This window comes from Nocardioides renjunii (genome assembly GCF_034661175.1).
GTDB classification, from domain to species: Bacteria; Actinomycetota; Actinomycetes; order Propionibacteriales; family Nocardioidaceae; genus Nocardioides; species Nocardioides renjunii.
Map to the genome: position 1 here is coordinate 2,477,384 of NZ_CP141058.1, position 20,106 is coordinate 2,497,489.

23 protein-coding genes are annotated in these 20,106 nt (G+C 73.5%); 9 read left to right on the plus strand and 14 right to left on the minus strand.

Going from position 1 to position 20,106, the window contains the following annotated elements; translation table 11 throughout:
• Nucleotides 1-4: 4 nt before the first annotated feature.
• A complete protein-coding gene (locus tag SHK17_RS11710) occupies nt 5-1,471 on the minus strand; it encodes a pyridoxal phosphate-dependent decarboxylase family protein (protein ID WP_322919308.1) in 1,467 nt (488 codons plus the stop codon).
• Between the two features lie 97 nt (nt 1,472-1,568).
• On the opposite strand from SHK17_RS11710, the gene SHK17_RS11715 reads away from it, so the two are divergent.
• A complete protein-coding gene (locus SHK17_RS11715; RefSeq protein WP_172274905.1) occupies nt 1,569-1,856 on the plus strand; it encodes a YiaA/YiaB family inner membrane protein in 288 nt (95 codons plus the stop codon).
• Between the two features lie 48 nt (nt 1,857-1,904).
• On the opposite strand, the gene SHK17_RS11720 is transcribed toward SHK17_RS11715, so the two are convergent.
• Nucleotides 1,905-3,149 (minus strand): acyl-CoA dehydrogenase family protein, encoded by a 1,245-nt coding sequence (locus tag SHK17_RS11720; RefSeq protein WP_172274903.1) that lies wholly within the window; start codon nt 3,147-3,149, stop codon nt 1,905-1,907.
• Nucleotides 3,149-4,510 carry an acyl-CoA dehydrogenase family protein gene (locus SHK17_RS11725; protein ID WP_322919309.1) on the minus strand — a complete coding sequence of 454 codons (1,362 nt, stop codon included), beginning with the start codon at nt 4,508-4,510 and terminating at the stop codon, nt 3,149-3,151. The genes SHK17_RS11720 and SHK17_RS11725 overlap by 1 nt, the downstream gene beginning before the upstream one ends.
• An 86-nt stretch (nt 4,511-4,596) precedes the next feature.
• On the opposite strand from SHK17_RS11725, the gene def reads away from it, so the two are divergent.
• The 3 genes from def to SHK17_RS11740 are packed head-to-tail and all read left to right on the plus strand — an operon-like array spanning nt 4,597 to nt 6,647.
• Nucleotides 4,597-5,205 (plus strand): peptide deformylase, encoded by a 609-nt coding sequence (gene def / locus SHK17_RS11730; protein ID WP_322919310.1) that lies wholly within the window; start codon nt 4,597-4,599, stop codon nt 5,203-5,205.
• Nucleotides 5,198-5,992, plus strand: a complete 795-nt coding sequence (locus tag SHK17_RS11735) for a TrmH family RNA methyltransferase (protein WP_322919311.1) — start codon at nt 5,198-5,200, stop codon at nt 5,990-5,992. Before def ends, SHK17_RS11735 begins: the two co-directional genes overlap by 8 nt.
• Nucleotides 5,993-5,996: 4 nt before the next feature.
• Entirely contained in the window at nt 5,997-6,647 is a 651-nt protein-coding gene (locus SHK17_RS11740; RefSeq protein ID WP_322919312.1) for a DedA family protein, read from the plus strand.
• Here the strand turns inward: SHK17_RS11740 and SHK17_RS11745 are convergent.
• Nucleotides 6,595-7,398, minus strand: a complete 804-nt coding sequence (locus SHK17_RS11745) for a TrmH family RNA methyltransferase (protein WP_322919313.1) — start codon at nt 7,396-7,398, stop codon at nt 6,595-6,597. The two genes, SHK17_RS11740 and SHK17_RS11745, sit on opposite strands and share 53 nt — an antisense overlap.
• Nucleotides 7,391-8,653 carry a uroporphyrinogen-III C-methyltransferase gene (gene cobA / locus SHK17_RS11750; protein WP_172274889.1) on the minus strand — a complete coding sequence of 421 codons (1,263 nt, stop codon included), beginning with the start codon at nt 8,651-8,653 and terminating at the stop codon, nt 7,391-7,393. Before cobA ends, SHK17_RS11745 begins: the two co-directional genes overlap by 8 nt.
• 50 nt (nt 8,654-8,703) lie before the next feature.
• Between cobA and SHK17_RS11755 the strand changes: the two genes are divergently transcribed.
• Both SHK17_RS11755 and SHK17_RS11760 read left to right on the plus strand, forming a co-directional pair.
• Nucleotides 8,704-9,225, plus strand: a complete 522-nt coding sequence (locus tag SHK17_RS11755; RefSeq protein WP_172274887.1) for a YbhB/YbcL family Raf kinase inhibitor-like protein — start codon at nt 8,704-8,706, stop codon at nt 9,223-9,225.
• Between the two features lie 342 nt (nt 9,226-9,567).
• Nucleotides 9,568-10,089, plus strand: a complete 522-nt coding sequence (locus SHK17_RS11760) for a CAP domain-containing protein (protein ID WP_172274884.1) — start codon at nt 9,568-9,570, stop codon at nt 10,087-10,089.
• Nucleotides 10,090-10,193: 104 nt separating this feature from the next.
• On the opposite strand, the gene SHK17_RS11765 is transcribed toward SHK17_RS11760, so the two are convergent.
• Nucleotides 10,194-11,345, minus strand: a complete 1,152-nt coding sequence (locus SHK17_RS11765) for a SpoIIE family protein phosphatase (protein WP_172274882.1) — start codon at nt 11,343-11,345, stop codon at nt 10,194-10,196.
• Nucleotides 11,346-11,449: 104 nt separating this feature from the next.
• Here SHK17_RS11765 and SHK17_RS11770 point away from each other — a divergent pair, with 104 nt between their 5' ends.
• Nucleotides 11,450-12,481, plus strand: coding sequence for an alpha/beta hydrolase (locus SHK17_RS11770; protein ID WP_322919314.1), 1,032 nt, complete (start codon nt 11,450-11,452; stop codon nt 12,479-12,481).
• On the opposite strand, the gene SHK17_RS11775 is transcribed toward SHK17_RS11770, so the two are convergent.
• The 4 genes from SHK17_RS11775 to SHK17_RS11790 form a co-directional block, all read right to left on the minus strand.
• Entirely contained in the window at nt 12,425-13,186 is a 762-nt protein-coding gene (locus SHK17_RS11775; RefSeq protein WP_172274876.1) for a TSUP family transporter, read from the minus strand. The genes SHK17_RS11770 and SHK17_RS11775 overlap by 57 nt on opposite strands.
• Complete coding sequence (locus SHK17_RS11780) at nt 13,183-14,310, minus strand: SPFH domain-containing protein (protein ID WP_322922027.1); 1,128 nt, start codon at nt 14,308-14,310, stop codon at nt 13,183-13,185. The genes SHK17_RS11775 and SHK17_RS11780 overlap by 4 nt, the downstream gene beginning before the upstream one ends.
• Before the next feature lie 124 nt (nt 14,311-14,434).
• Nucleotides 14,435-14,896 (minus strand): NfeD family protein, encoded by a 462-nt coding sequence (locus SHK17_RS11785; RefSeq protein ID WP_172274874.1) that lies wholly within the window; start codon nt 14,894-14,896, stop codon nt 14,435-14,437.
• Between the two features lie 17 nt (nt 14,897-14,913).
• On the minus strand, nt 14,914-15,720 hold the full coding sequence (locus SHK17_RS11790) for an ATP-binding cassette domain-containing protein (RefSeq protein WP_172274871.1): 807 nt from the start codon (nt 15,718-15,720) through the stop codon (nt 14,914-14,916).
• A 78-nt stretch (nt 15,721-15,798) separates the two neighbouring features.
• Here SHK17_RS11790 and SHK17_RS11795 point away from each other — a divergent pair, with 78 nt between their 5' ends.
• Nucleotides 15,799-16,521, plus strand: coding sequence for a hypothetical protein (locus SHK17_RS11795; RefSeq protein ID WP_322425281.1), 723 nt, complete (start codon nt 15,799-15,801; stop codon nt 16,519-16,521).
• A 39-nt stretch (nt 16,522-16,560) separates the two neighbouring features.
• Here the strand turns inward: SHK17_RS11795 and SHK17_RS11800 are convergent, their stop codons facing one another.
• Together SHK17_RS11800 and SHK17_RS11805 are read right to left on the minus strand one after the other, a co-directional pair.
• Complete coding sequence (locus SHK17_RS11800; RefSeq protein ID WP_322425282.1) at nt 16,561-16,917, minus strand: VOC family protein; 357 nt, start codon at nt 16,915-16,917, stop codon at nt 16,561-16,563.
• A 61-nt stretch (nt 16,918-16,978) separates the two neighbouring features.
• A complete protein-coding gene (locus SHK17_RS11805; RefSeq protein WP_322425283.1) occupies nt 16,979-17,416 on the minus strand; it encodes a DUF805 domain-containing protein in 438 nt (145 codons plus the stop codon).
• 166 nt (nt 17,417-17,582) lie between these two features.
• Here SHK17_RS11805 and serB point away from each other — a divergent pair, with 166 nt between their 5' ends.
• Nucleotides 17,583-18,800, plus strand: a complete 1,218-nt coding sequence (gene serB, locus SHK17_RS11810; RefSeq protein WP_322919315.1) for a phosphoserine phosphatase SerB — start codon at nt 17,583-17,585, stop codon at nt 18,798-18,800.
• Here the strand turns inward: serB and SHK17_RS11815 are convergent.
• A complete protein-coding gene (locus SHK17_RS11815; protein WP_322919316.1) occupies nt 18,772-19,575 on the minus strand; it encodes a putative protein N(5)-glutamine methyltransferase in 804 nt (267 codons plus the stop codon). The genes serB and SHK17_RS11815 overlap by 29 nt on opposite strands.
• Nucleotides 19,572-20,060: a SixA phosphatase family protein gene (locus SHK17_RS11820; protein ID WP_322919317.1), complete on the minus strand. Its 489-nt coding sequence runs from the start codon at nt 20,058-20,060 to the stop codon at nt 19,572-19,574. The genes SHK17_RS11815 and SHK17_RS11820 overlap by 4 nt, the downstream gene beginning before the upstream one ends.
• Nucleotides 20,061-20,106 lie beyond the last annotated feature (46 nt).

The window sequence follows — 20,106 nt, forward strand, 5'->3', positions numbered from 1 at the left end:
AGTCTCACGCCTGCGCGGCCGCCGCCTCCTGGAGGGCGCGCCAGGTGCGCTCGACGTCGGCGCGCGTGGTGCGCCAGCTGCCGACCGCGAGCCGGATCGCCGCGCGGCCCTCGACGGTGGTGTGGCTGAGGTAGGCCTCGCCTGAGGCGTTGACGGCCTCCATCGCGGCCATCGTCGCCTCGTCGCCGGCGCGCAGCCGGAACACGACGAGCGACAGTGCGGGCTCGGTGACCAGCTCGAAGCGCTCGTCGGCCGCGACCAGCCCGGCGACGTGGTCGGCGAGGTCGACCCCGCTGCGGATGTGGGCCCGGAGACCGTTGAGGCCGTACGTCCGCAGCACCGCCCACAGCTTGACCGCGCGGAACCGCCGGCCGAGCTGCGGGTGCCAGTCGCGGTAGTCGACGACCTCGCCGCTTTCGGTCGCGGCGTTGCGGAGGTACTCCGGGAGGATCGACAGCGCGCCGGTGAGCGCGGCCCGGTCGCGCACCCAGAACGTGCTGCAGTCGAAGGTCGTCAGGAGCCACTTGTGCGGGTTGGTGACGAACGAGTCGGCCGCCTCGACGCCCGCGAGGTGCTCGCGGTGCTCGGGGCACACGGCGGCGACGCCTGCCCACGCCGCGTCGACGTGGACCCAGACGCCCCACGGGCGCACCGCCTCGGCCACGGCGGCGATGTCGTCCATCGCGCCGGTCGACGTGCTGCCGGCGGCGACGTGCACCAGGAGCGGGCGGAGACCCGCCCCGACGTCCTCGACGACCGCGTCGTGCAGGGTGTTGACGTCCATCGCCTGCGTCGCGGGGTCGACGGCGACCGTGCGCACGGCGTCCTCGCCCAGGCCCGCCATGATGGCGGCCTTGACCAGCGACGAGTGGGCCTGCGTCGAGCCGTAGACCCGCCAGCCCGCGCCGCCGACGCCGTGACGCCGGGCCTCCCCCCCGCTGGCCCGGTGGAGCGCGGACAGCAGCGCGGTGAACGTCGCGGTCGAGGCGGTGTCCTGGATGACCCCGCCACCGGGTCCGTCGCTGCGGAACGCCACGGGCAGGCCGAGCGCCTCGGCGAGCCAGTCGAGGACGACCTGCTCGACCTCGGTGACGGCCGGGCTGGTCGCCCAGATCATCCCCTGCGCGCCGATGCCGCTGGAGAGCAGGTCGCCGAGGATCGCGGCCGGCGAGGAGTTCGCCGGGAAGTAGGCGAAGAACCGCGGGTGCTGCCAGTGGGTGAGCCCGGGCACGACGACGCGGTCGAGGTCGGCGAGCACGGCGTCGAACGGCTCGCCGTCCTCGGGCGCCGACGCCGGCAGCAGGTGGCGTACGTCCCCGGGCGCGACCTGCGCGCGGACCGGCAGGTCGTCGAGCGAGGCCCAGTAGTCGGCGATCCAGTCGATCGCCGCGTGCCCCTGGCGGCGGAACTCCTCGGGCGACATGTGCCCGGTGATCGCGTCGGACGGCTGGTCGGTCGACTCCTCTGGCATGGCCCGAAGGTACTCGGACGGGTTGGGTCGTCGTACTCAGTGGTGGTCGGGTAGTCCGACAGGTCCGCGAGCCCCGACGGACGGCGACGGTTGACCCATGACCACCACGACTCCCACCAAGAACACCAACGCCTTCTTCCTGCAGGCCGGCGTCTCCTTCGCCGTCGCCCTGCTCACGATGATCTTCGCGATCTTCTACCTGCCGGTCGACCCGTGGATCCGCGCCTTCCTGGGCCTCGGCACGATGTTCCTCACGACCTCGAGCTTCACCCTCGCCAAGTGCGTGCGCGACGCGCAGGACGACAACTACGTCGTCACCCGCCTCGACCAGGCCCGCGTCGACAAGATCCTCGCCGAGCACGACCCCTTCAAGTCCGTCGGCTGACCGACGGGACGGGCGAGTCCCGCACCCGTCGGCCTCCGCCACACCCCGTCACTTGAGCTGCGAGCTCGTCAGCCCCAGCACCCGCCGGGCCACGATGAGCTGCTGGATCTGCTGGGTGCCCTCGAAGATGTCGAGGATCTTGGAGTCGCGGGCCCACTTCTCCAGCAGCTCGGCCTCGCTGTAGCCGAGGGTGCCGCACAGCTGCACGCACGACAGCGTCACGTCGGACCCGACGCGGCCCGCCTTCGCCTTGGCCATCGACGCCTCGAGCGAGTTCGGCCGGCCGTTGTCGGCCATCCAGGCGGCCTGCATCATCAGCAACCGGGCGCCCTCCCAGTCGGCCTCGAGCCGGAGGAGGGTCGCGGCCGCGGCGCTCTGGCTCTGCGCCGGCCGGTCGTGGTCGACCACCACGCCGGCCTGCTCCAGCAGGTCGCGGGTGAGGTCGAGGGAGGCGCGGGCGCACCCCACCGCCATCGCGGCGACCAGCGGGCGGGTGTTGTCGAAGGTCGCCATCGCGCCGGCGAAGCCGGACCTCGTGTCGATCTCGGGCGAGCCGAGCAGGTCCTCGGCCGGCACCCGGCAGTCGGTGAAGGTGATGGCCGCCGTGTCGGAGGCGCGGATCCCGAGCTTGTGCTCGAGCCGCTCGACCCTGAGCCCGGGGTTGTCCTTGCGGACGAGGAAGGACTTGATCGCCGCCCGGCCGAGGTCCTTGTCGAGGGTGGCCCACACCACGACGCTGTCGGCGCGGTCGCCGGAGGTGACGTAGATCTTCTCGCCGTTGATGACGTACTCGTCGCCGTCCTTGACCGCGGTGGTGGTGATGGCGGCCGAGTCCGACCCGACGCCGGGCTCGGTGATCGCCATCGCCGCCCAGGTGCCGCGGTAGCGCTCGAGCTGCTCCTCGTTGGCGACCGCCGCGATCGCGGAGTTGCCCAGTCCCTGGCGCGGCATGGACAGCAGGAGCGCCGTGTCGCCCCAGCACATCTCGGCGACGGACAGCACGGACGCCAGGTTCGCGCCGTTGCGCACCCGGCCGTCGTCGCCGGAGCCGGAGCCGGAGCCCGAGCCGGAACCAGGGCCGGAGCCGCGTCGTACGCCGCTCGCGCCGGCGCCGCCGGTGGCACCGGTCTCCGAGACGCCGTCGATGAGCGCGGCGAGCATGTCGAGCTCCCGGGGGTAGGAGTGCTCGGCGCGGTCGTACCTGCGGGAGATGGGACGCAGCATGTTCATCGCCAGCTGGTGGGCCTGGTCGATGAGCGTCGCGTGCTTGCGGGGGACCTCGAGGTCGATCATCAGACCAGCACCGCACCTTCCATCACGCCGACGGCCCGCAGGTCGCGGTACCACCGCTCCACCGGGTGCTCCTTGACGAACCCGTGGCCACCGAGCAGCTGGACGCCGTCGAGGCCGATCCGCATGCCCTTCTCGGTGCAGAGCTGGCGGGCCAGGCCGACCGCGCTCGCGACGTCGTCGCCGCGGGTGGCGCGCGAGGCGGCCTTCCAGGTCAGCAGGCGCATGGCCTGCACCTCGATGGCCATGTCGGCGACCATGAAGGCCACCGACTGCCGGTGGCTGACCGGCTCGCCGAAGGCGTGCCGCTCGTTGACGTAGTCCTTGACGTGGTCGAGCACCGCCTGGGCGGTGCCGACCGCCAACGCGCACCAGGCCAGTCGCGAGAGCCGGACGCACTCGGCGTACGCCGTGCCGTCGGTGTCGCCGAGCACCGCGTCGGCGCCGACCCGCACGCCGGTGAGGTGCAGGCGCGACAGCGCGGCGGCCCGGACGCCCATCGACGGGTCGGCCTCGACGGCGAGGCCCTCGGCGCCCGACTCGACCAGGAAGAGGGCGGGCGTGCCGTCGAGGTCGGCCGCGACGACGAACAGCTCGGCCTCCGCGCCGCGGACCACCGCGGACTTCAGGCCGTCGAGGACGTAGCCGTCGCCGTCGCGCCGGGCGGTGGTCGCCAGCGTGAACGCGTCGAAGAGGACGGCCGGCTCGGCGATCGTGAGCGCGGCGGCCGGGACGTCGTCGCCGGTGAACGCGGGCAGGTAGGTCTGCTGTTGCGCCTCGGTCCCCCACAGCCCGATGGCCGTGGCGACGGCGCCCGGGGCGAGGGCGGCGACGGCCAGCCCCATGTCGCCGTGGGCGAGCGCCTCGGCGACCAGCGTGCCGGCCATCGCCGAGCGCTCCTCCATGATGCCGCCGAGCTCCTCGGGGACGCCGAGGCCGGGCAGGCCGACCTCATGGGCCGCGGCGAGCACCGCGGCCGGCGGCGCGCAGGCCTCGTCGGCCCCGGCAGCGGCGGGGCGGAGCAGGTCGGCGGCCAGCTCGGTGGCGACGTCGACGAGCGTGGCCTCGTCGTCGGTCGGGGTGAGGTCGAAGACGCCGCGGGGCGCCGCACTGGCCGGCCGGGCGCCCGCGGTGCGCCGGCCGGTCCTGGCGAACGTACGGCCCGCCGCGGTGGCGGCCCGGAAGCCGTTGCGGGTCGTGGAGTAGACGGCCTGCTCCGCCTGCCGGCGCAGCCCCACCCGGTCCAGGAGGTCGCTCTGCGCGAGGCGGTTGACGGCCGCGACCGCGAACCCGATGGGGTCGCGGGTCTCACGGGACGACAACCCGTGTCGGCCGCCGGGGCGCAGGCTGGGGAGGAGGGACATGGCTTCAAGGTAACTGTGAGTTACACCGTTGGCCAGCGCCCCCTCCGGGCGCGGACGCCGTCGGCCCGCTGGCTAGGATCCCCCGCATGCCCGACGAGCAGCCCGACGACGTCCACGCACCCCACGGCCCCCTGCCGGAGGGCGGGACGGTCCGGGCGATCACCCGCTGGGGGACGCCCGTCATGCACCGCCCGCAGGCCTCCGTGACGACGTACGACGACGAGCTGGCCGGGCTGGCCGCCGACATGGTCGCCACGATGTACGCCGCCGAGGGTGTCGGGCTGGCCGCCTGCCAGGTCGGCGTCGACCTCGCGATGTTCGTCTTCGACTGCCCCGACGACGAGGGCGTGCGCACGGTCGGCGTGGTCTGCAACCCGGTCCTCACGCTGCCCCAGGGCAAGGACCGGAACCTCGACGAGGACGACGAGGGCTGCCTGTCGTTCCCCGGGTCCTTCGAGCCCTGCGCCCGGCCGGGCTGGGCCCGCGTGGACGGCCGGGGGCTCGACGGCGAGCCGGTCACCTTCGAGGGCGACGGGCTCCTCGCCCGCTGCCTCCAGCACGAGACCGACCACACCCTCGGGACGGTCTTCGGCGACCGGCTGTCGGCCAAGTCGCGCAAGCGGCTGGGCAAGAAGCACGACGCGGCCGCGGAGGACTACCCGCCGTCCTGGCCGGCGGAGCCCGACCATGCATGAGCTGCGCATCACCCGGGAGAACGCACGCTTCCAGCAGTGGGAGGCGCTCCTGGGCAACCGGTCCAAGCGCCACCGCAACCGGGAGTTCCTCGTGCAGGGCGTCCGGCCGATCACCCGGGCGGTCGAGGAGGGGTGGACCGTGCGGGCGCTGCTGCGCTCCGACGGCTCGTCCTCCGCGTGGGCCGACGAGCTCTGGTCGCGGGTCGACGCCGAGCACGTCACCCTCTCCCCCGACCTCCACGCCCGCCTGAGCGGCAAGGAGGAGGGCGCCGAGCTCGTCGCGGTGGTGGAGATGCCCGAGGACGGGGTGTCCCGGCTCGCGGGGACCGCCCGCCCGCACGGACCAGTGGTGGTCCTGGACCGGCCGACGAGCCCCGGCAACATCGGCGCGCTCGCCCGCTCGGCCGACGCGTTCGGCGCCTCGGCCCTGGTCGTCACCGGCCACGCCGCCGACCCCTACGACCCGCGCGCGGTGCGCGCGAGCACGGGCTCGCTCTTCGCACTGACGGTGCTGCGCGTCCCGGGCCCCGGCCCGGTGGTCGAGCACGCCCATGCCCACGGCTACCGGATCGTCGGCACCGACGAGGAGGGCAGCCCGCTCGCGGACGTCACGCTCGACGGACGGCTGATGGTCGTCGTCGGCAACGAGACCACCGGGCTGGCGTCGGGCTGGCGGGCGGCCTGCGACGAGATCGCGAGCATCCCGATGGTCGGCACCGCCTCGTCGCTCAACGCGGCCGTCGCGGGGTCCATCGTGCTCCACGAGGCCCTGCGCCGGCGCGGATGACCCGGTGGAGGCGATCCTCGACTGGGTGGTCCTGGTCATGCGCACCGTCGGCTCGCCCGGGGTCGGCCTGGCCACGGCGCTGGAGACGGTGTTCCCGCCCGTGCCGAGCGAGCTGGTGCTGCCGCTGGCCGGCTACACCGCCAGCCAGGGCCACTACGGCCTGGTCCCGGCCGTCGCCTGGGCCACCGGCGGGTCGCTGGCGGGGGCCCTCCTCCTCTACTGGCTGGGCGCCGCGTGGGGCCTCGAGCGCACCTGCGCGGTGGCCGACCGCATCCCGCTGATGCACGCCGACGACGTCCGCCGGGCCGTCGCCTGGTTCGGCCGCCACGGGCGTACGGCCGTGTTCATCGGACGCCTGGTCCCCGGCGTGCGCAGCCTGATCTCGATCCCCGCCGGCATCGACCGGATGCCGCTGCTGCGCTTCTGCGTGTTCACCACCGCCGGCAGCCTGGTGTGGAACGCCGCCCTCATCCTCGCCGGCTACGAGCTCGGCGCCCAGTGGCACGTGGTGGAGCGGTACGTCGGCGGGGTGGGCAACGTCGTCTATGTCCTGCTCGCGGTGGTGCTGGTCGTCGTGGTGGCCCGCCGGCTGCGGCACGGCGTCAGCGGCGAGCCGCGGCGTAGCACGCCACCGCATCAGCAGCCGCGACGTTGAGCGAGTCGATGCCGGCGCGCATCGGGATGGTCGCGCGGCGGTCGGCCGAGGTCTCCCACCGCGTGGAGAGCCCGTGGCCCTCCGAGCCCAGCACGAGCGCGAGCCGGTCGACGCCCGCCACGGCGTCCTCGATGGGTACCGAGTCGGCCGACAACGTCAGGGCGACGGTCGTGAAGCCGCGACCCGACAGGTCCGGCAGGGCGTCGTACCAGTCGGGCAGCCGGGTCCACGGCGTGGCGAACACCGCACCCATCCCCACCTTGACGGCCCGGCGGTAGAGCGGGTCCGCGCACCGCGGGGCCAGCAGCACGGCGTCGAAGCCGAGGGCCGCCCCGGAGCGGAACGCCGCACCCACGTTGGTGTGGTCGACCAGGTCCTCGAGCACCAGCACCGACCGCGCGCCGGCGAGCACCTCCTCGACCGTCGGCAGCGGACGGCGGTGCAGCGAGGCGAGCGCGCCGCGGTGCACGTGGAAGCCGGTCACCTGCTCGATGAGGGGCTCGGGCATCACGAAGCAGGTGCCCCCGCTCCCGGCGAGGACGTCGGCCAGCCCGTCCAGCCAGCGCGGGGCCATCAGGAACGACCGCGCCTCGTGCCCCGCCTCGAGGGCGCGACGCACCACCTTCTCGCCCTCCGCCAGGAAGAGGCCGTGCTCGGCCTCGAGGCTCTTGCGGAGCTCGACGTCGCGCAGGTCGCGGTAGTCGGCCAGGCGAGGGTCGTCGGGGTCGGTGATGTCGACGAGGTCAGCCACGGCCGTAGTGTGCCGGACGCGCCACCGCGACCACCTCGCCGATCACGATGATGGCGGGCGGGACGACCCGGTGCGCCACCAGGTCCTCGGCCAGGGCGCCGAGGGTGCTGAGCACGGTCCGCTCGGTCGGCATGGTCCCGTCGACGATCACGGCCACCGGTGTCGCCGCGGACCGGCCGCCCTCCAGCAGCGCCGTCGCGATGGCCGGCGCGTTGTCGACCGCCATCAGCAGCACGAGGGTGCCCCGCAGCCCCGCCACGGACTCCCAGGCGACCAGCGAGTCGGGGTGCCCCGGCGGGATGTGGCCGGAGATGACGGTGAACTCGTGGGCCACGCCACGGTGCGTGACGGGGATGCCGACCCGGGCCGGGACGGCGATGGCCGACGTGAGACCTGGCACCACGGTGACCGGCACGTCCGCCGCGGCGCAGGCCAGCAGCTCCTCGTAGCCACGGCCGAAGACGAAGTTGTCGCCCCCCTTGAACCGCACCACGCGCTTGCCCGCGCGGGCCCGGTCGACGATCACCGCATTGATGTGGTCCTGCGACGCGGACCGTCCCCGGGGGAGCTTGGCGACGTCGATGAGCTCCACGTCGGGGCCGAGCTCGTCGAGCAGCTCGCGCGGCGCGAGCCGGTCGGCAACGACCACGTCGGCGGAGGCCAGCGCGTGGCGGGCGGCGACCGTGGCCAGCTCGGGCTCGCCCGGTCCGCCGCCGACCAGCACGACGCCCGGGCTGCGGTCCAGCGCCTCCGAGGCGGTGAGCTGACCGTCCCGCAGCGCGGTGACGATGTCGTCGCGCAGCGACGCCGACCTGCGCGGCTCGCGGTTGCCCAGCACGCCGATGGTGACGGAGCCGTGGTGACCGACGGCGGGGGTCCACGCGGTGCCGCCGAGGGCGTCGTCGCTGCGCACGCAGAAGGTGTGGCGGCTCTCGGCGGCCGCCGCCACGCGGGCGTTGACGGCCGCGTCGTCCGTCGCGGCGACGACGTACCAGGCGCCGTCGAGGTCGGTCTCGGTGAACTCGCGCAGCACGAGCGTCAGCTCGCCGCCCAGGCCCTCGATCGCCGGGGTCACCTCCGGGCTCACCACGGTGACGTCGGCGCCGGTCGCGAGGAGGGCCGGGACGCGCCGCTGGGCGACGTGGCCGCCCCCGACGACGACGACCTTGCGGGCCTCGAGCACCAGCCCGGCGAGGTAGGGAAGGGGCTCGGCATGAGCCTCGCCAGAGGCCTCGTCGGTCCGGGTGCGACTCATGGGTGCATTGTCTCTGGCCGGGATGCGGGGGCGGTGGCTAGGTTCGCCAGATGAGCATCGAGCGACCTGTCAGCCCTGATCCGTACGACTACCTGCCGCCGACCGCGTCCTTCACCGTCACCAGCGACGACGTCACCGACGGTGCGCCGCTCAAGGACGACCAGGTGGCGCACCTGGGCAACACCTCACCCCAGCTGAGCTGGTCGGGCGCCCCCGAGGGCACCCGGTCCTACGTCATCACCTGCTTCGACCCGGACGCCCCCACGCCGAGCGGCTACTGGCACTGGTGCCTGGTCGACGTCCCGGCCGACGTCACCTCCCTCGACGCCGGCGCCGCCGCGGGCCACCTGCCGGGCGACGCCTTCCACGTCCGCAACGACGGTGGCGAGGCGGGCTTCATGGGAGCCGCCCCACCCGAGGGCGACCAGCCCCACCGCTACTTCTTCGTGGTCCACGCCGTCGGGGACGACTCGCTCGGCGTCGACGCCGACGTGACGCCCGCCGTCGTCTCCTTCAACCTCGCGTTCAAGACGCTCGGGCGCGCCGTCCTGCACGGGACCTACCAGCACTGAGCCAGCACTGAACCACCCCTGAACCACCCCTGAACCACCGCTGAACCATCGCTGACCGTGCCGAGAGGCCCGGTGGCCCGGACCGTCGCGGTCCAGACCACCGGGCCTCTTTTGCGCGTTCGGACCATGCACGAACCGTCAAGCCGTTTTGATCTGTCCTGACGGTTCTTGCGGTCGTCATATCCGAATCTTGATGAAGTTCACCGGCGTGTCCGCGCATACATCGGCGGCGTCTCGACTCTTCCCACCCCAAAGGGCTAGGGTCCCTCTCGATTGTCCGAAGATTTTCTCAAGATCCACAGCACTCCTCCGGAGGTGGATCTGCTGCTGGAGGACCGAACCGTGCGACACCCCCGCCCCCGATCGCTGATGACGAGCCTCGCGCTCGCGGCCGCCGTCCTGTGCGGCCTCCCCGCCACGGCGCAGGCCAGGACGTGGTCCGTGCCGACGAGCGTGCCGGCCTCCGCCGGCGACGCCTCCGCCCGGTCCAACGAGGGCCTCGAGGACGCGCTCATGGTGCGGATCAACGAGGCTCGCGCCCAGCACGGCCTGCGCAAGATCTGGAACTTCGACGTCTGCACCGACCAGCTCGCCGAGCGGTGGGGCGCCCGCATCGCCCGGACCGGTCTGCTCGAGCACCGGGACCAGAGCGACGTCATCCGTCGTTGCGACAACTCCTGGGCCGGCGAGACGCTCGTCCGCGGCGCCAGCCTGACACCCGACGTGATGGTCGAGCTCTGGCTCGACTCCCCCGGTCACCGCGAGATCCTCCTGAGCCCGCGCGCCCGGCGTGCCGGCGTCGCCATCACCGAGGACGCCCAGGGCCGGATGATCGGCGTCGTCAACCTGGTCCGTCACAACTGACCCACCCGTGACGCGGCACCACGCTGCCGCGCACCGCGCACGACGTACCACTCGCGAACGCGACCTGTGCCGCAGCTGCGCCCGGGTGGATGGGGCCCCGGAGGTCAGCCGCCGAGGCTGCGCAGCCGCTCGGAGTCACGCTCGGGCGACGTGAGCGGCTGCCGCTCGAGGACGAGCATGGCCCGGTCGTCGTCGCCGCGGGGCACCTGCTTGAGGACGCGCTGCGGCATGCCGGTGAAGCCGCGGGCGTCCACCGCCTGCAGGGCCACCTGGCGCAGCCAGTCGATCCCGTCGTCGAGGTCGCGGTCGGTCCTCTCGATGACCCCGTCGGTGTAGAACATCAGCGCCTCCCCGGGACGCAGCCGCCCCCTGCTCGGGGTGAACTCGGCCTCGTCGATGACGCCCAGCGCCATCCCGCGCGCGTTGTCGACCGCCCAGCCGCGCTGGCCCAGGTGCCAGTGCAGCGCGGGCGGGTGGCCCGCGCTGGTGATGGTGTAGTCACCGGTCACCAGGTCGATCTTGATGTGCACCGCCGTGGCCAGCGACTCGTCCGACTCCTGGCGGAGGAGGAAGTGGTTGGCCGCCGCCATGAGCTCGGCCGGCGGCAGGGCACCGATGAGGCCGCCGAGGGCCCCGGCGAACTGCAGCGCCTGGGGACCCACCGACGTGCCCTTCCCGCACACGTCGACCAGCGCCATCTCCAGCCAGCGGCCCTCCCGGAGGTCGGCCACGAGGAAGTCGCCGGCATAGCTGGGGCCGTTGGCGGTGATCGTCGCCGACTCCGAGCGCCACCCGTTGGGCAACGAGGGCACGACGCCCTGGCGCTGCAGCCGGTCGCGCAGCTGGGTGAGGACGGCCTCGCTGAGGGCCATCGGCAACCCGGAGCGCTGCCGGCTCGACTGGTGGATCGCCACGATGACGGCCAGCGCGAAGATCAGCAGCGCCGACGTCCGGCTCGCGGTCGCGAAGTCGCTCTCCACCGAGGTGTAGCCCGCGGCGGCGCTCAGCACCGCCACCAGCAGCAGCAGCGGCACGAACCGCAGCAGCATGGTGCCGACCATGAGGAAGAGGAACCACAGCGACACGGGCACGACGACCTCGGCCACCGCTCCGACGCCCACGGACGCCACGACGAGCGCCACGAGGAGCGTCAGCAGGAACGCCTGGCTCCCCCGTGAGCCGGTGCGCCAGCCCTCGACGCGCTGCCGGACGTACGTCGAGGTACCACGGACCACGGTTCCCCAGGCGTTCGACACCAGCGAAGGGTAGGTCGACCCCCTCGGACGGCGGGGACTAATGGGAGAACTGTTACCTGCTGGTGCTCGAGCAGCGTGTCGGGGCGGATCGGTAGGGTGCGGCCATGCCCCTGCCGCAGCAGGCCGACGTCCTCGGGCCTGACTTCCGGGTGGAGACCTTCTCCCTCCCACCGGACGACGAGGGCCCGGTCGTCGCCACCCTCGTGACGCTCGAGCCCGCGCGTCCCCACGGGCGCGCCGTCCTCCACGTCCACGGCTTCGCGGACTACTTCTTCCACGCCGAGTACGCCCGGTGGTGGGCCGACCGCGGCTACACCTTCTACGCCCTCGACCTCCGCAAGTACGGCCGGTCCCTGCGCGACCACCAGACGCCGCACTTCATCACCGACCTCGGCGAGTACTTCGGCGAGATCGACCTGGCCTGGTGGCGCATCACCCAGCGCGACGGCCACCGCGAGGTCGTCGCGTCGGCGCACTCCACCGGTGGCCTCACCATGTCGCTGTGGGCCCAGGAGCGTCGCCCGGCTGAGCTGGTGGCCATGGTGCTCAACTCCCCGTGGTTCGACATGCAGGGCCCGAAGTGGTTGCGCGGCCGCGCCGCGCGGGTCGCGCTCGAGCGCGTGGGCAGCCGCCGTCCGCTGCAGGAGATCCCGCGCCGCACCAGCGACGTCTACGGCCGGTCGCTGCACCGCGAGCACGGCGGCGAGTGGGACTACGACCTCGGGTGGAAGCCGCTGGAGTCGCGCCCGGTCCACGTCGGATGGCTCCGGGCCGTGCGCCGCGGCCACGCCCGGCTGCATGCGGGGCTGGACCTGGACTGCCCCACCCTGGTGCTGTCCTCGGCCCGGTCGTTCTTCGGCGAGCAGACGCTGGAGACCGCGACGACCCACGACATCGTCCTCGACGTCGAGCAGATCAGGCGATGGGCGTCGTCGGTGGGCCGGCACGTCACCTCGGTCGCGCTCGAGGGCGCCATGCACGACATCGTCCTGTCGCGTCCGGAGGTGCGCGCGACGGCGTACGACGTCATCGACCGGTGGCTGGCCGCATGGGTCGGGACGGGCTCGACGAGCCTCGCCTCAGACGAGCAGCACGAGCAGCGCGGCGAGGCCCACGACGGCGATCACGGCGCGTAGCAGGGCCGGCGGGAGGCGCCGGCCGACCGTCGCGCCGATCTGGCCGCCGACGACCGAGCCGAGGGCGATCAGCCCGGCGACGACCCAGTCGACGTCCGCGACGGCGATGAACACCAGCGCGGCCACGGCGTTCACGACCAGGGCGAGGACGTTCTTGGTCGCGGTGTGGCGCTGGATCGAGTCGGCCACGCCGATGCCGAGCACCGCCATGAGCAGGACGCCCTGGGCGGCGCCGAAGTAGCCGCCGTAGACACCGGTGACCGCGACGGCGGGCCACACCCACCACACGCCGTGGTCCGGGATGCCGCCGCGCGTCGCCGCCCGGGCGGCGACGCTGCGCTGGATCCACGGTCCGAGGACCACCAGCAGGACGCCGAGCGAGATGAGCGCCGGCACGATGGTGTCGAACGCCGCGGACGGCAGCCACAGCAGGAGCAGGGCGCCGACGATGCCGCCGAGCAGCGACGCCGAGCCCAGCCGGACGACCCGTGAGCGCTGGCCGGCGAGCTCGCGCCGGTAGCCGACGACCCCCGACAGGCTGCCCGGCACCAGGCCGACCGTGTTGCTCACGTTGGCCGTGACCGGGGGCACGCCGAACGCCAGCAGGGTCGGGAACGTGATCAACGTCCCCGACCCCACCACCGTGTTGATGGTGCCGGCCGCCACTCCCGCGAGGGCGACCAGCACGGCTTCGATCGGACTCACTGGCCGGCGGGTGCCCCCGGACCGGTCGCGTCGGTGCTGCCGACCGGCGGGTCGGCCGGGCCCGACAGCGGGTCGGGCTCGGTGGCCGTCGCCGCCGGGTCGATCGAGCGCGCCGTCCGGCCCGGGCGCGCTGCCCTCTCCGCTGCGGCGATCGCCTCCTGCACCGCCTCGTTGGTCGCCCGGGTCTCGGCGTCGTCCGACCCGCGGGGCAGCTGGGGCTCGGACGCGCCCATGTCCACGCGGGTGCGCGGGGTCGCGTCCCGCGGGATGCCGGCGATCTCGTGGATGGACGAGCCGAGGCCCTCCATCGCCTTGGTGATCTCGGAGGGGATGACCCACACCTTGTTGGCGCTGCCCTCGGCGATCTTCGGCATCATCTGGAGGTACTGGTAGGCGAGCAGCGACTGGTCGGGCTGGCCGTCGTGGATGGCCTGGAAGACCGTCTGGATGGCCTGTCCCTCACCCTGGGCGCGGAGGATGGCGGCCTCGCGGTCCGCCTGGGCGCGCAGGATCAGCGACTCCCGGTCACCCTCGGCGTTGAGGATGGCCGACTGCTTGTTGCCCTCGGCGGTCAGGATCGCCGACTGGCGCTGACCCTCGGCGGTGAGGATGAGCGCGCGCTTGTCGCGGTCGGCGCGCATCTGCTTCTCCATCGCGTCCTTGATCGACGGCGGCGGGTCGATCCCCTTGATCTCGACGCGGTTGACGCGGATGCCCCACTTGCCGGTGGCCTCGTCGAGCACGCCCCTCAGGCCGGTGTTGATCTCGTCGCGGCTGGTGAGCGTCTGCTCCAGGTCCATGCCGCCCACGATGTTGCGCAAGGTCGTCATGGTGAGCTGCTCGACCGCCTGGATGTAGTTGGCGATCTCGTAGGTCGCGGTCACCGGGTCGGTCACCTGGAAGTAGATGACGGTGTCGATGGACACCACCAGGTTGTCCTCGGTGATCACCGGCTGCGGTGGGAAGCTCACGACCTGCTCACGCAGGTCGATGAGGTAGCGCACCTTGTCGATGAACGGCACGACGATGTTGAGCCCGGCCGGCAGCGTCCCCTTGTACTTGCCGAAGCGCTCGACGATGCCGGCACGCGCCTGGGGCACGATGCGGACCGTCTTGGCGAGCATGACGACGACGAACAGGACGACGAGCAGGAACAGGACGAGCAAGGCTGTCGTCACTGGTCTCCCCCGATCTTGTTGTGGCGTGGTGGTGGTGTGGCGCGGTGGTGCGGCGTGGTGGTGTGCTCGCTCAGGGCTCGAGCGTGCCCACCGGGTGGACGTAGGCCGTCGCACCCTTGATCTCGAACACCTCGACGGTCTCCCCCGGGGCGATCCGCAGGTGCTCGTCGTAGGGCAGCGCGCTCCAGATCTCGCCGCCGATCTTGATCCGGCCCGGCGTCAGGCCGGTGATCTCGGCGGTCACCATGCCGCGGGTGCCGACGAGCTTGCCGTGGCCCAGGGAGAGCTCGGGTCCGCTGTGCAGGCGCTTGACGAACGCCGGGCGGACGAACGCCACCATCGCGACGGACGCACCGAGGGCGACGAGGACCTGCACGACGACGGGCAGCCCGATGAGGGCGGCGACCATGCCGACGACGGCACCGGCAGCCAGCATCGCGAGGATCAGGTCCAGGCTGAACATCTCGGCGACGCCGAGCGCGATCGACAGCGCCAGCCAGGTCTCCCAGAGATGGTCGCGGATCCAGTCCATGGCTCGACCCTATCCAGTCAGGTGGAGGACGGGCGGTGGGCCGGCCGACGCCGCGCGGCGAACCTGTCGTCGGCGCGGCTGAGCAGCAGCGGCATGCCGAACGTCTCGGACAACGTCTCGGCGGTGACGACGTCCTCCACCGGTCCCGAGTCGACCACCCGGCCGTCCCGCAGCAGGAGGGCGTGGGTGAATCCCGGCGGGATCTCCTCGACGTGGTGGGAGACGAGGACGGTGGCCGGCGAGTCGGGGTCGAGGGCGAGCTCGGACAGCGTCGCGACGAGGTCCTCCCGGCCGCCGAGGTCCAACCCGGCGGCGGGCTCGTCGAGGAGCAGCAGCTCGGGGTCGGTCATCAGCGCCCGGGCGATCTGCACCCGCTTGCGCTCGCCCTCGCTGAGGGTGCCGAACGTGCGGTCCGCGAGGTGGCTCGCGCCCATCTCGCCCAGCAGCTCGCGGGCCCGGTCGTGGTCGAGGTCGGCGTAATCCTCGCGCCACCGGCCCACCACGCCGTAGGACGCCGAGACCACCACGTCGAGGACGTGCTCGCTGCGCGGGATGCGGTCGGCGAGCGCGGCGCTGGTGAGACCGATCCGCGGGCGGAGGTCGAAGACGTCCGTGGTGCCGAGCACCTCGTCGAGGATGCCCGCGACGCCGGAGGTCGGGTGCAGCTGTGCGGCGGCCACCTGCAGCAGGGTCGTCTTGCCGGCGCCGTTGGGGCCGAGGACCACCCAGCGCTCGTCCTCCTCGACCTCCCAGGACACGTCGTCGAGCAGCAGCGACTGCCCACGCCGCACCGTGACCCCTGCGAACTCGATGACGGCGACCACGGCCTCACCCTATCCAGCACCGGTCGCGTCGCCGGCCCTGACACGGCGGGGCCGGCACGGCGAGTAGCCTCGCCCCCGATGTCGTCCTCATCGCCCGGTCCGGGCACCGGCCTGCCGCACGCGGCGACCCTGGCGTGGTGGCTCACGGCCTGGCTGCGCGGCCACGAGCAGACCGACCACGTCCTCGACGCGCTCGCCGACGACGTGCACCTCATGGCGGGCGGGTCGGCGCTGGACCTGCTCACCCACTCGCGCGGGACCGGGGCGTCGTACGCCGGCCTGGCCCTGCCGGTCGAGGGCGACCTGCTGGGACTGGGCGGCCCGCGCGACTTCAACGCCGCGGCGCTCGAGGCGGGGCAGGCCGTCGTGGTCGGCGACCTCGGCCTGGTGCCCCTCGAGCAGGGCGAGACCGTCCAGTGGCAGGCGCTCCCCGCCGCGCGCCGACAGCTCCCCGACGTCGGCGAGGCCGACCGGTCGCTGCGCGAGACGCTCCTCCGCGCCGCCGGGGACCTCGCGGACCTCGACGTGGCGCGCTGGCGACCGGAGGCGGCCGACGCGCTGATGAACCTGCACCGCCGTCCGGCCCTCGACGCACCGCTCGGCACGCCGCCGCGCTGCGTCGACCTCGCGGCCCGGGGGCTCCAGGCGTGGGCCATCGTGGACCTCGCCCTCGCGGACGACGGCGGGGCGCTGTCGTCGTACGAGGTCGAGCAGCGCCGCGGGCTCCTGCAGCCGCTGGGGCGGGCGGCGCGGCGCGCGGTCGTCGCCGCCTGCTCGCCCGAGGTGTGGCCCGACCGGTGACGGCTCACCGGTGACCGGCCGGGCCGGTCAGGTCGGCCGTCAGGCCGAGGCCCACACCCCGAGCACGTTGCCGCTCGGGTCGGTGAACTCGAAGCGCCGACCGCCGGGGAACTCGTAGGGCCCCGCGGCCACGGTGCCGCCCGCCGCCTCGACGGCCGTCACCGTGGCGTCGAGGTCGTCGGAGAAGAGCAGCACGAGCGGTCCGCCCGGACCGGGCGTGCCGGTGGCGTTGAGGCCGCCGACCTCCCCGTCGCCCGAGGCCGCGCGGATGCCGGAATAGGTGGGCCCGTAGTCGTTGAAGGCCCAGCCGAAGGCCTGCTCGTAGAACGAGCGGGCGACGGACAGGTCGCTGACGTTGATCTCGACGTAGTCGATGGTGTGGTGGACGCTGGTCATGGCCCGACGCTAGGGCGGGGCACCGACAGTCACCACCGAGGTGCGGACGCCGGGGCCGCGGTCAGCCGCCGTACTGCCCGGAGCCGTAGGGGGCGGCCGGCGGGGGCGGCGGGTAGCCGCCGGCGGCTCCCGCGTGCTTGGGGTTCGGTCCCCACTGGTTGTCCGGCTTGGAGTCGGTGCAGAACCAGACGATGAGGATGATCCAGCCGATGAGCGGGATGAGGCCGAGCAGGATCCACCAGCCGCTCCGGCCGGTGTCGTGCAGGCGCCGCACGCCGACCGCCAGCGAGGGCAGGAGCAGGGCCAGCGCACCGAGGGTGTTGAACAAGCCGCCGGTGCTGTCGTCGTAGCCGGTGCCGAGGATCGCGTCGAGGATGCTCGTGACGATCCCGACGAGGAAGTTGAACAGCGCGAAGTACCAGTACTCCGAGCGGCGTGCCCGCCCCGAGAAGTCGACGTACTTGGACAAGCACGTGCGGACCGCTGTCATGAAGTCCATCTGTTCCCCCTGGTGGTGGGCGGCGCCTGGGACGCACCGCGACGTGAGCAACGTAGGGCAGCGACGGCTCCCCCGGCCAGCACCGGAGCCGGAGCGGCGTCGCCGAGCCCGGTGAGCGGACGGCGAGGACGCTAGACGCGTGAGCGGGGATAGCCTTCGTCGCACCATGGAAGACGAGCCGAAGACCCTGCTGGTCACCCTCACGGGCAAGGACCGGCCCGGCGTCACCTCGGCGATCTTCGCCGCGCTCGCCGCAGCGCACGTCGAGGTCATCGACATCGAGCAGATCGTGCTCCGACGCCGGCTGGTGCTCGGCATCCTCGTCACCGCGCCGCGGGACTGGAAGAAGCTGCGCGACGTCATCGAGCGGACCGCGGCCGAGCTCGACATGACCGTCGACGTCGACCGGGGGGCCGGCGACAACCGGAGCCGGCGCGGCGAGCGGTCCCACATCACGATCATCGGCCACCCGCTGAAGGCGTCCGCGATGTCGGCGATCGCCGGCCGCATCGCCGACTCCGGCGCCAACATCGACAAGATCGAGCGGATGGCGCGCTACCCCGTCACCGCGATCGAGCTGCACGTCTCCGGTGCCCCGGCCGACACGCTGCGACCGCTGCTGGCGGTCGAGGCGGTCAAGCAGGGCATCGACCTCGCCGTGCAGCGCGACTCGCTGCACCGGCGCGGGATCCGGCTGATCGTCATGGACGTCGACTCCACGCTCGTGCAGGGCGAGGTCATCGAGATGCTCGCCGCGCACGCCGGCCAGGAGGCCGAGGTCGCCCGCGTCACCGAGGCGGCGATGCGGGGCGAGCTCGACTTCGAGCAGTCGCTGCGCGAGCGGGTCGCGCTGCTCGAGGGCGTGCCCGCGTCGGCGCTCGACGAGGTGTACGACTCCATCGTCCTGGCGCCCGGGGCGCGCACGATGGTGCGGACCCTGCGGCGGCTGGGCTACCGGTTCGCGATCGTCTCGGGCGGCTTCACGCAGGTCACCGACCGCCTCGCGGCCGACCTCGGCATCCACTTCGCGCGCGCCAACGAGCTCGAGATCGTGGACGGCCACCTCACCGGTCGCATCCTCGGCGAGGTGGTGGACCGGGCCGGCAAGGCGACGGCGCTGCGCGAGTTCGCCGCGGAGGTGGGCGTGCCGCTCGACGCGGTCATCGCCATCGGCGACGGCGCCAACGACCTCGACATGCTCAACGCGGCCGGCCTCGGCATCGCCTACAACGCCAAGCCGATGGTCCGCGACGCCGCGGACACCGCTGTCAACGTCCCCTACCTCGACGCGATCCTCTACCTGCTCGGCATCTCCCGCGAGCAGATCGAGGACGCCGACGCGGCCGCCGGCATCGTCACCCCGGCTCCCCCGCTGCCGGGCTGACCCCGACGGCGACGCGTCCGCTGACGTCCTCGTCGACGACCACGTCGACCAGCAGGCCGGCGCCCTGCATCGCCGCGGCGGTCAGCGGCGCCTGGTGCGCGCTGGTCTCCACGAGCAGCACCCCTCCCGGCGCCAGCCAGTCGCGGGCGCCGGCGGCGAGCCGCCGGTGGACCTCCACCCCGTCCCCTCCGCCGTCCAGCGCGGCGTGCGGCTCGTGGTCGCGGGCCTCGGGCGGCATGTCACCGATCCGGTCCGTGGGGACGTAGGGGGCGTTGGCGGCCAGCACGTCGACGCGCCCGCGCAGACGCGGGGGCAACGCCTCGAAGAGGTCGCCGAGGTGGACCCGGGCGCCCGGCGCGTTGAGACGCGCGCAGGCCAGCGCCTCCCGGCTGACGTCGGCGGCGTGCACCTCGACCGCACCCTCGACCGCACCCTCGAGACAGGCGGCGACCGGGGCCACGCCGCAGCACATCTCCACCACGACGACCGGCGCTCTCCCGGAGTGCTCGCGGGCCGCGACGTGCGCGAGGGTCGTCCGCGCCAGCAGCTCGGTGCGACGCCGCGGGACGAACACCCCGGGCGCCACGGCGAGGCGGCGCCCCAGGAAGGCGGCCCACCCCAGCACGAGCTCGAGCGGCTCGCCGGCGACGCGTCGCCCGACGAGGGCGTCGAGCTCCGCAGCCGACACCGCGGCCTCCCCGAGCAGGGCGGCCTCCTCCTCGGCCCACACGCATCCGGCCGCCCGCAACCGGGCGACGACAGCGGGACCGGTCACGCGTCCCCGGCGTGGAAGGCCTCGAGGCGACCCGTTCCCGGGCCCAGCTCGCTCCACGGTCCGCTGACGACGAACACCGCGACGGCGCCCGGCGGGAAGCCGCGCGTGAGCATGCCGGTCGTCGCCTCGTCGTCGCCGTCACCGTCGTCGAGCAGCTCCGCGAGCGACGCCATCGTCGGGTTGTGGCCGACGGCCACGAGGGTCGTCGTGGCCGGGTCGGTCTCGCGGAGCAGGTCGAACGCGGAGTCGGCGCTGGCGGCGTAGAGGCCCGCCGAGAGCCCCGGTCGGCAGTCCCAGCCGGCGGCCGCCGCGACCTCCTCCCACGTCTGCCGGGTGCGCAGCGCGTCGGAGACGAGGGCGGCGTCCGGCTCCACGCCCTGCTGGGCGAGCCAGCGACCGGCACCCTCGGCCTCGGCCCGGCCGCGGTCGGCGAGGGCGCGGTCGTGGTCCGACGCGGCCATCCCCTCCGCCTTCGCGTGGCGCATGACCACCAGCCTCCGCGGCCCGCCGCCCGATCGCTCCTGCGCTGGC

Bases quoted from the DNA above. Each gene is read 5' to 3' on its own strand.
- SHK17_RS11710 (WP_322919308.1), bottom strand. From the start codon at position 1,471: ATGCCAGAGGAGTCGACCGACCAGCCGTCCGACGCGATCACCGGGCAC.
- SHK17_RS11715 (WP_172274905.1), top strand. From the start codon at position 1,569: ATGACCACCACGACTCCCACCAAGAACACCAACGCCTTCTTCCTGCAG.
- SHK17_RS11720 (WP_172274903.1), bottom strand. From the start codon at position 3,149: ATGATCGACCTCGAGGTCCCCCGCAAGCACGCGACGCTCATCGACCAG.
- SHK17_RS11725 (WP_322919309.1), bottom strand. From the start codon at position 4,510: ATGTCCCTCCTCCCCAGCCTGCGCCCCGGCGGCCGACACGGGTTGTCG.
- def (WP_322919310.1), top strand. From the start codon at position 4,597: ATGCCCGACGAGCAGCCCGACGACGTCCACGCACCCCACGGCCCCCTG.
- SHK17_RS11735 (WP_322919311.1), top strand. From the start codon at position 5,198: ATGCATGAGCTGCGCATCACCCGGGAGAACGCACGCTTCCAGCAGTGG.
- cobA (WP_172274889.1), bottom strand. From the start codon at position 8,653: ATGAGTCGCACCCGGACCGACGAGGCCTCTGGCGAGGCTCATGCCGAG.
- SHK17_RS11755 (WP_172274887.1), top strand. From the start codon at position 8,704: ATGAGCATCGAGCGACCTGTCAGCCCTGATCCGTACGACTACCTGCCG.
- SHK17_RS11770 (WP_322919314.1), top strand. From the start codon at position 11,450: ATGCCCCTGCCGCAGCAGGCCGACGTCCTCGGGCCTGACTTCCGGGTG.
- SHK17_RS11780 (WP_322922027.1), bottom strand. From the start codon at position 14,310: ATGCTCGCCAAGACGGTCCGCATCGTGCCCCAGGCGCGTGCCGGCATC.
- SHK17_RS11785 (WP_172274874.1), bottom strand. From the start codon at position 14,896: ATGGACTGGATCCGCGACCATCTCTGGGAGACCTGGCTGGCGCTGTCG.
- SHK17_RS11795 (WP_322425281.1), top strand. From the start codon at position 15,799: ATGTCGTCCTCATCGCCCGGTCCGGGCACCGGCCTGCCGCACGCGGCG.
- SHK17_RS11800 (WP_322425282.1), bottom strand. From the start codon at position 16,917: ATGACCAGCGTCCACCACACCATCGACTACGTCGAGATCAACGTCAGC.
- SHK17_RS11805 (WP_322425283.1), bottom strand. From the start codon at position 17,416: ATGGACTTCATGACAGCGGTCCGCACGTGCTTGTCCAAGTACGTCGAC.
- serB (WP_322919315.1), top strand. From the start codon at position 17,583: ATGGAAGACGAGCCGAAGACCCTGCTGGTCACCCTCACGGGCAAGGAC.
- SHK17_RS11820 (WP_322919317.1), bottom strand. From the start codon at position 20,060: ATGCGCCACGCGAAGGCGGAGGGGATGGCCGCGTCGGACCACGACCGC.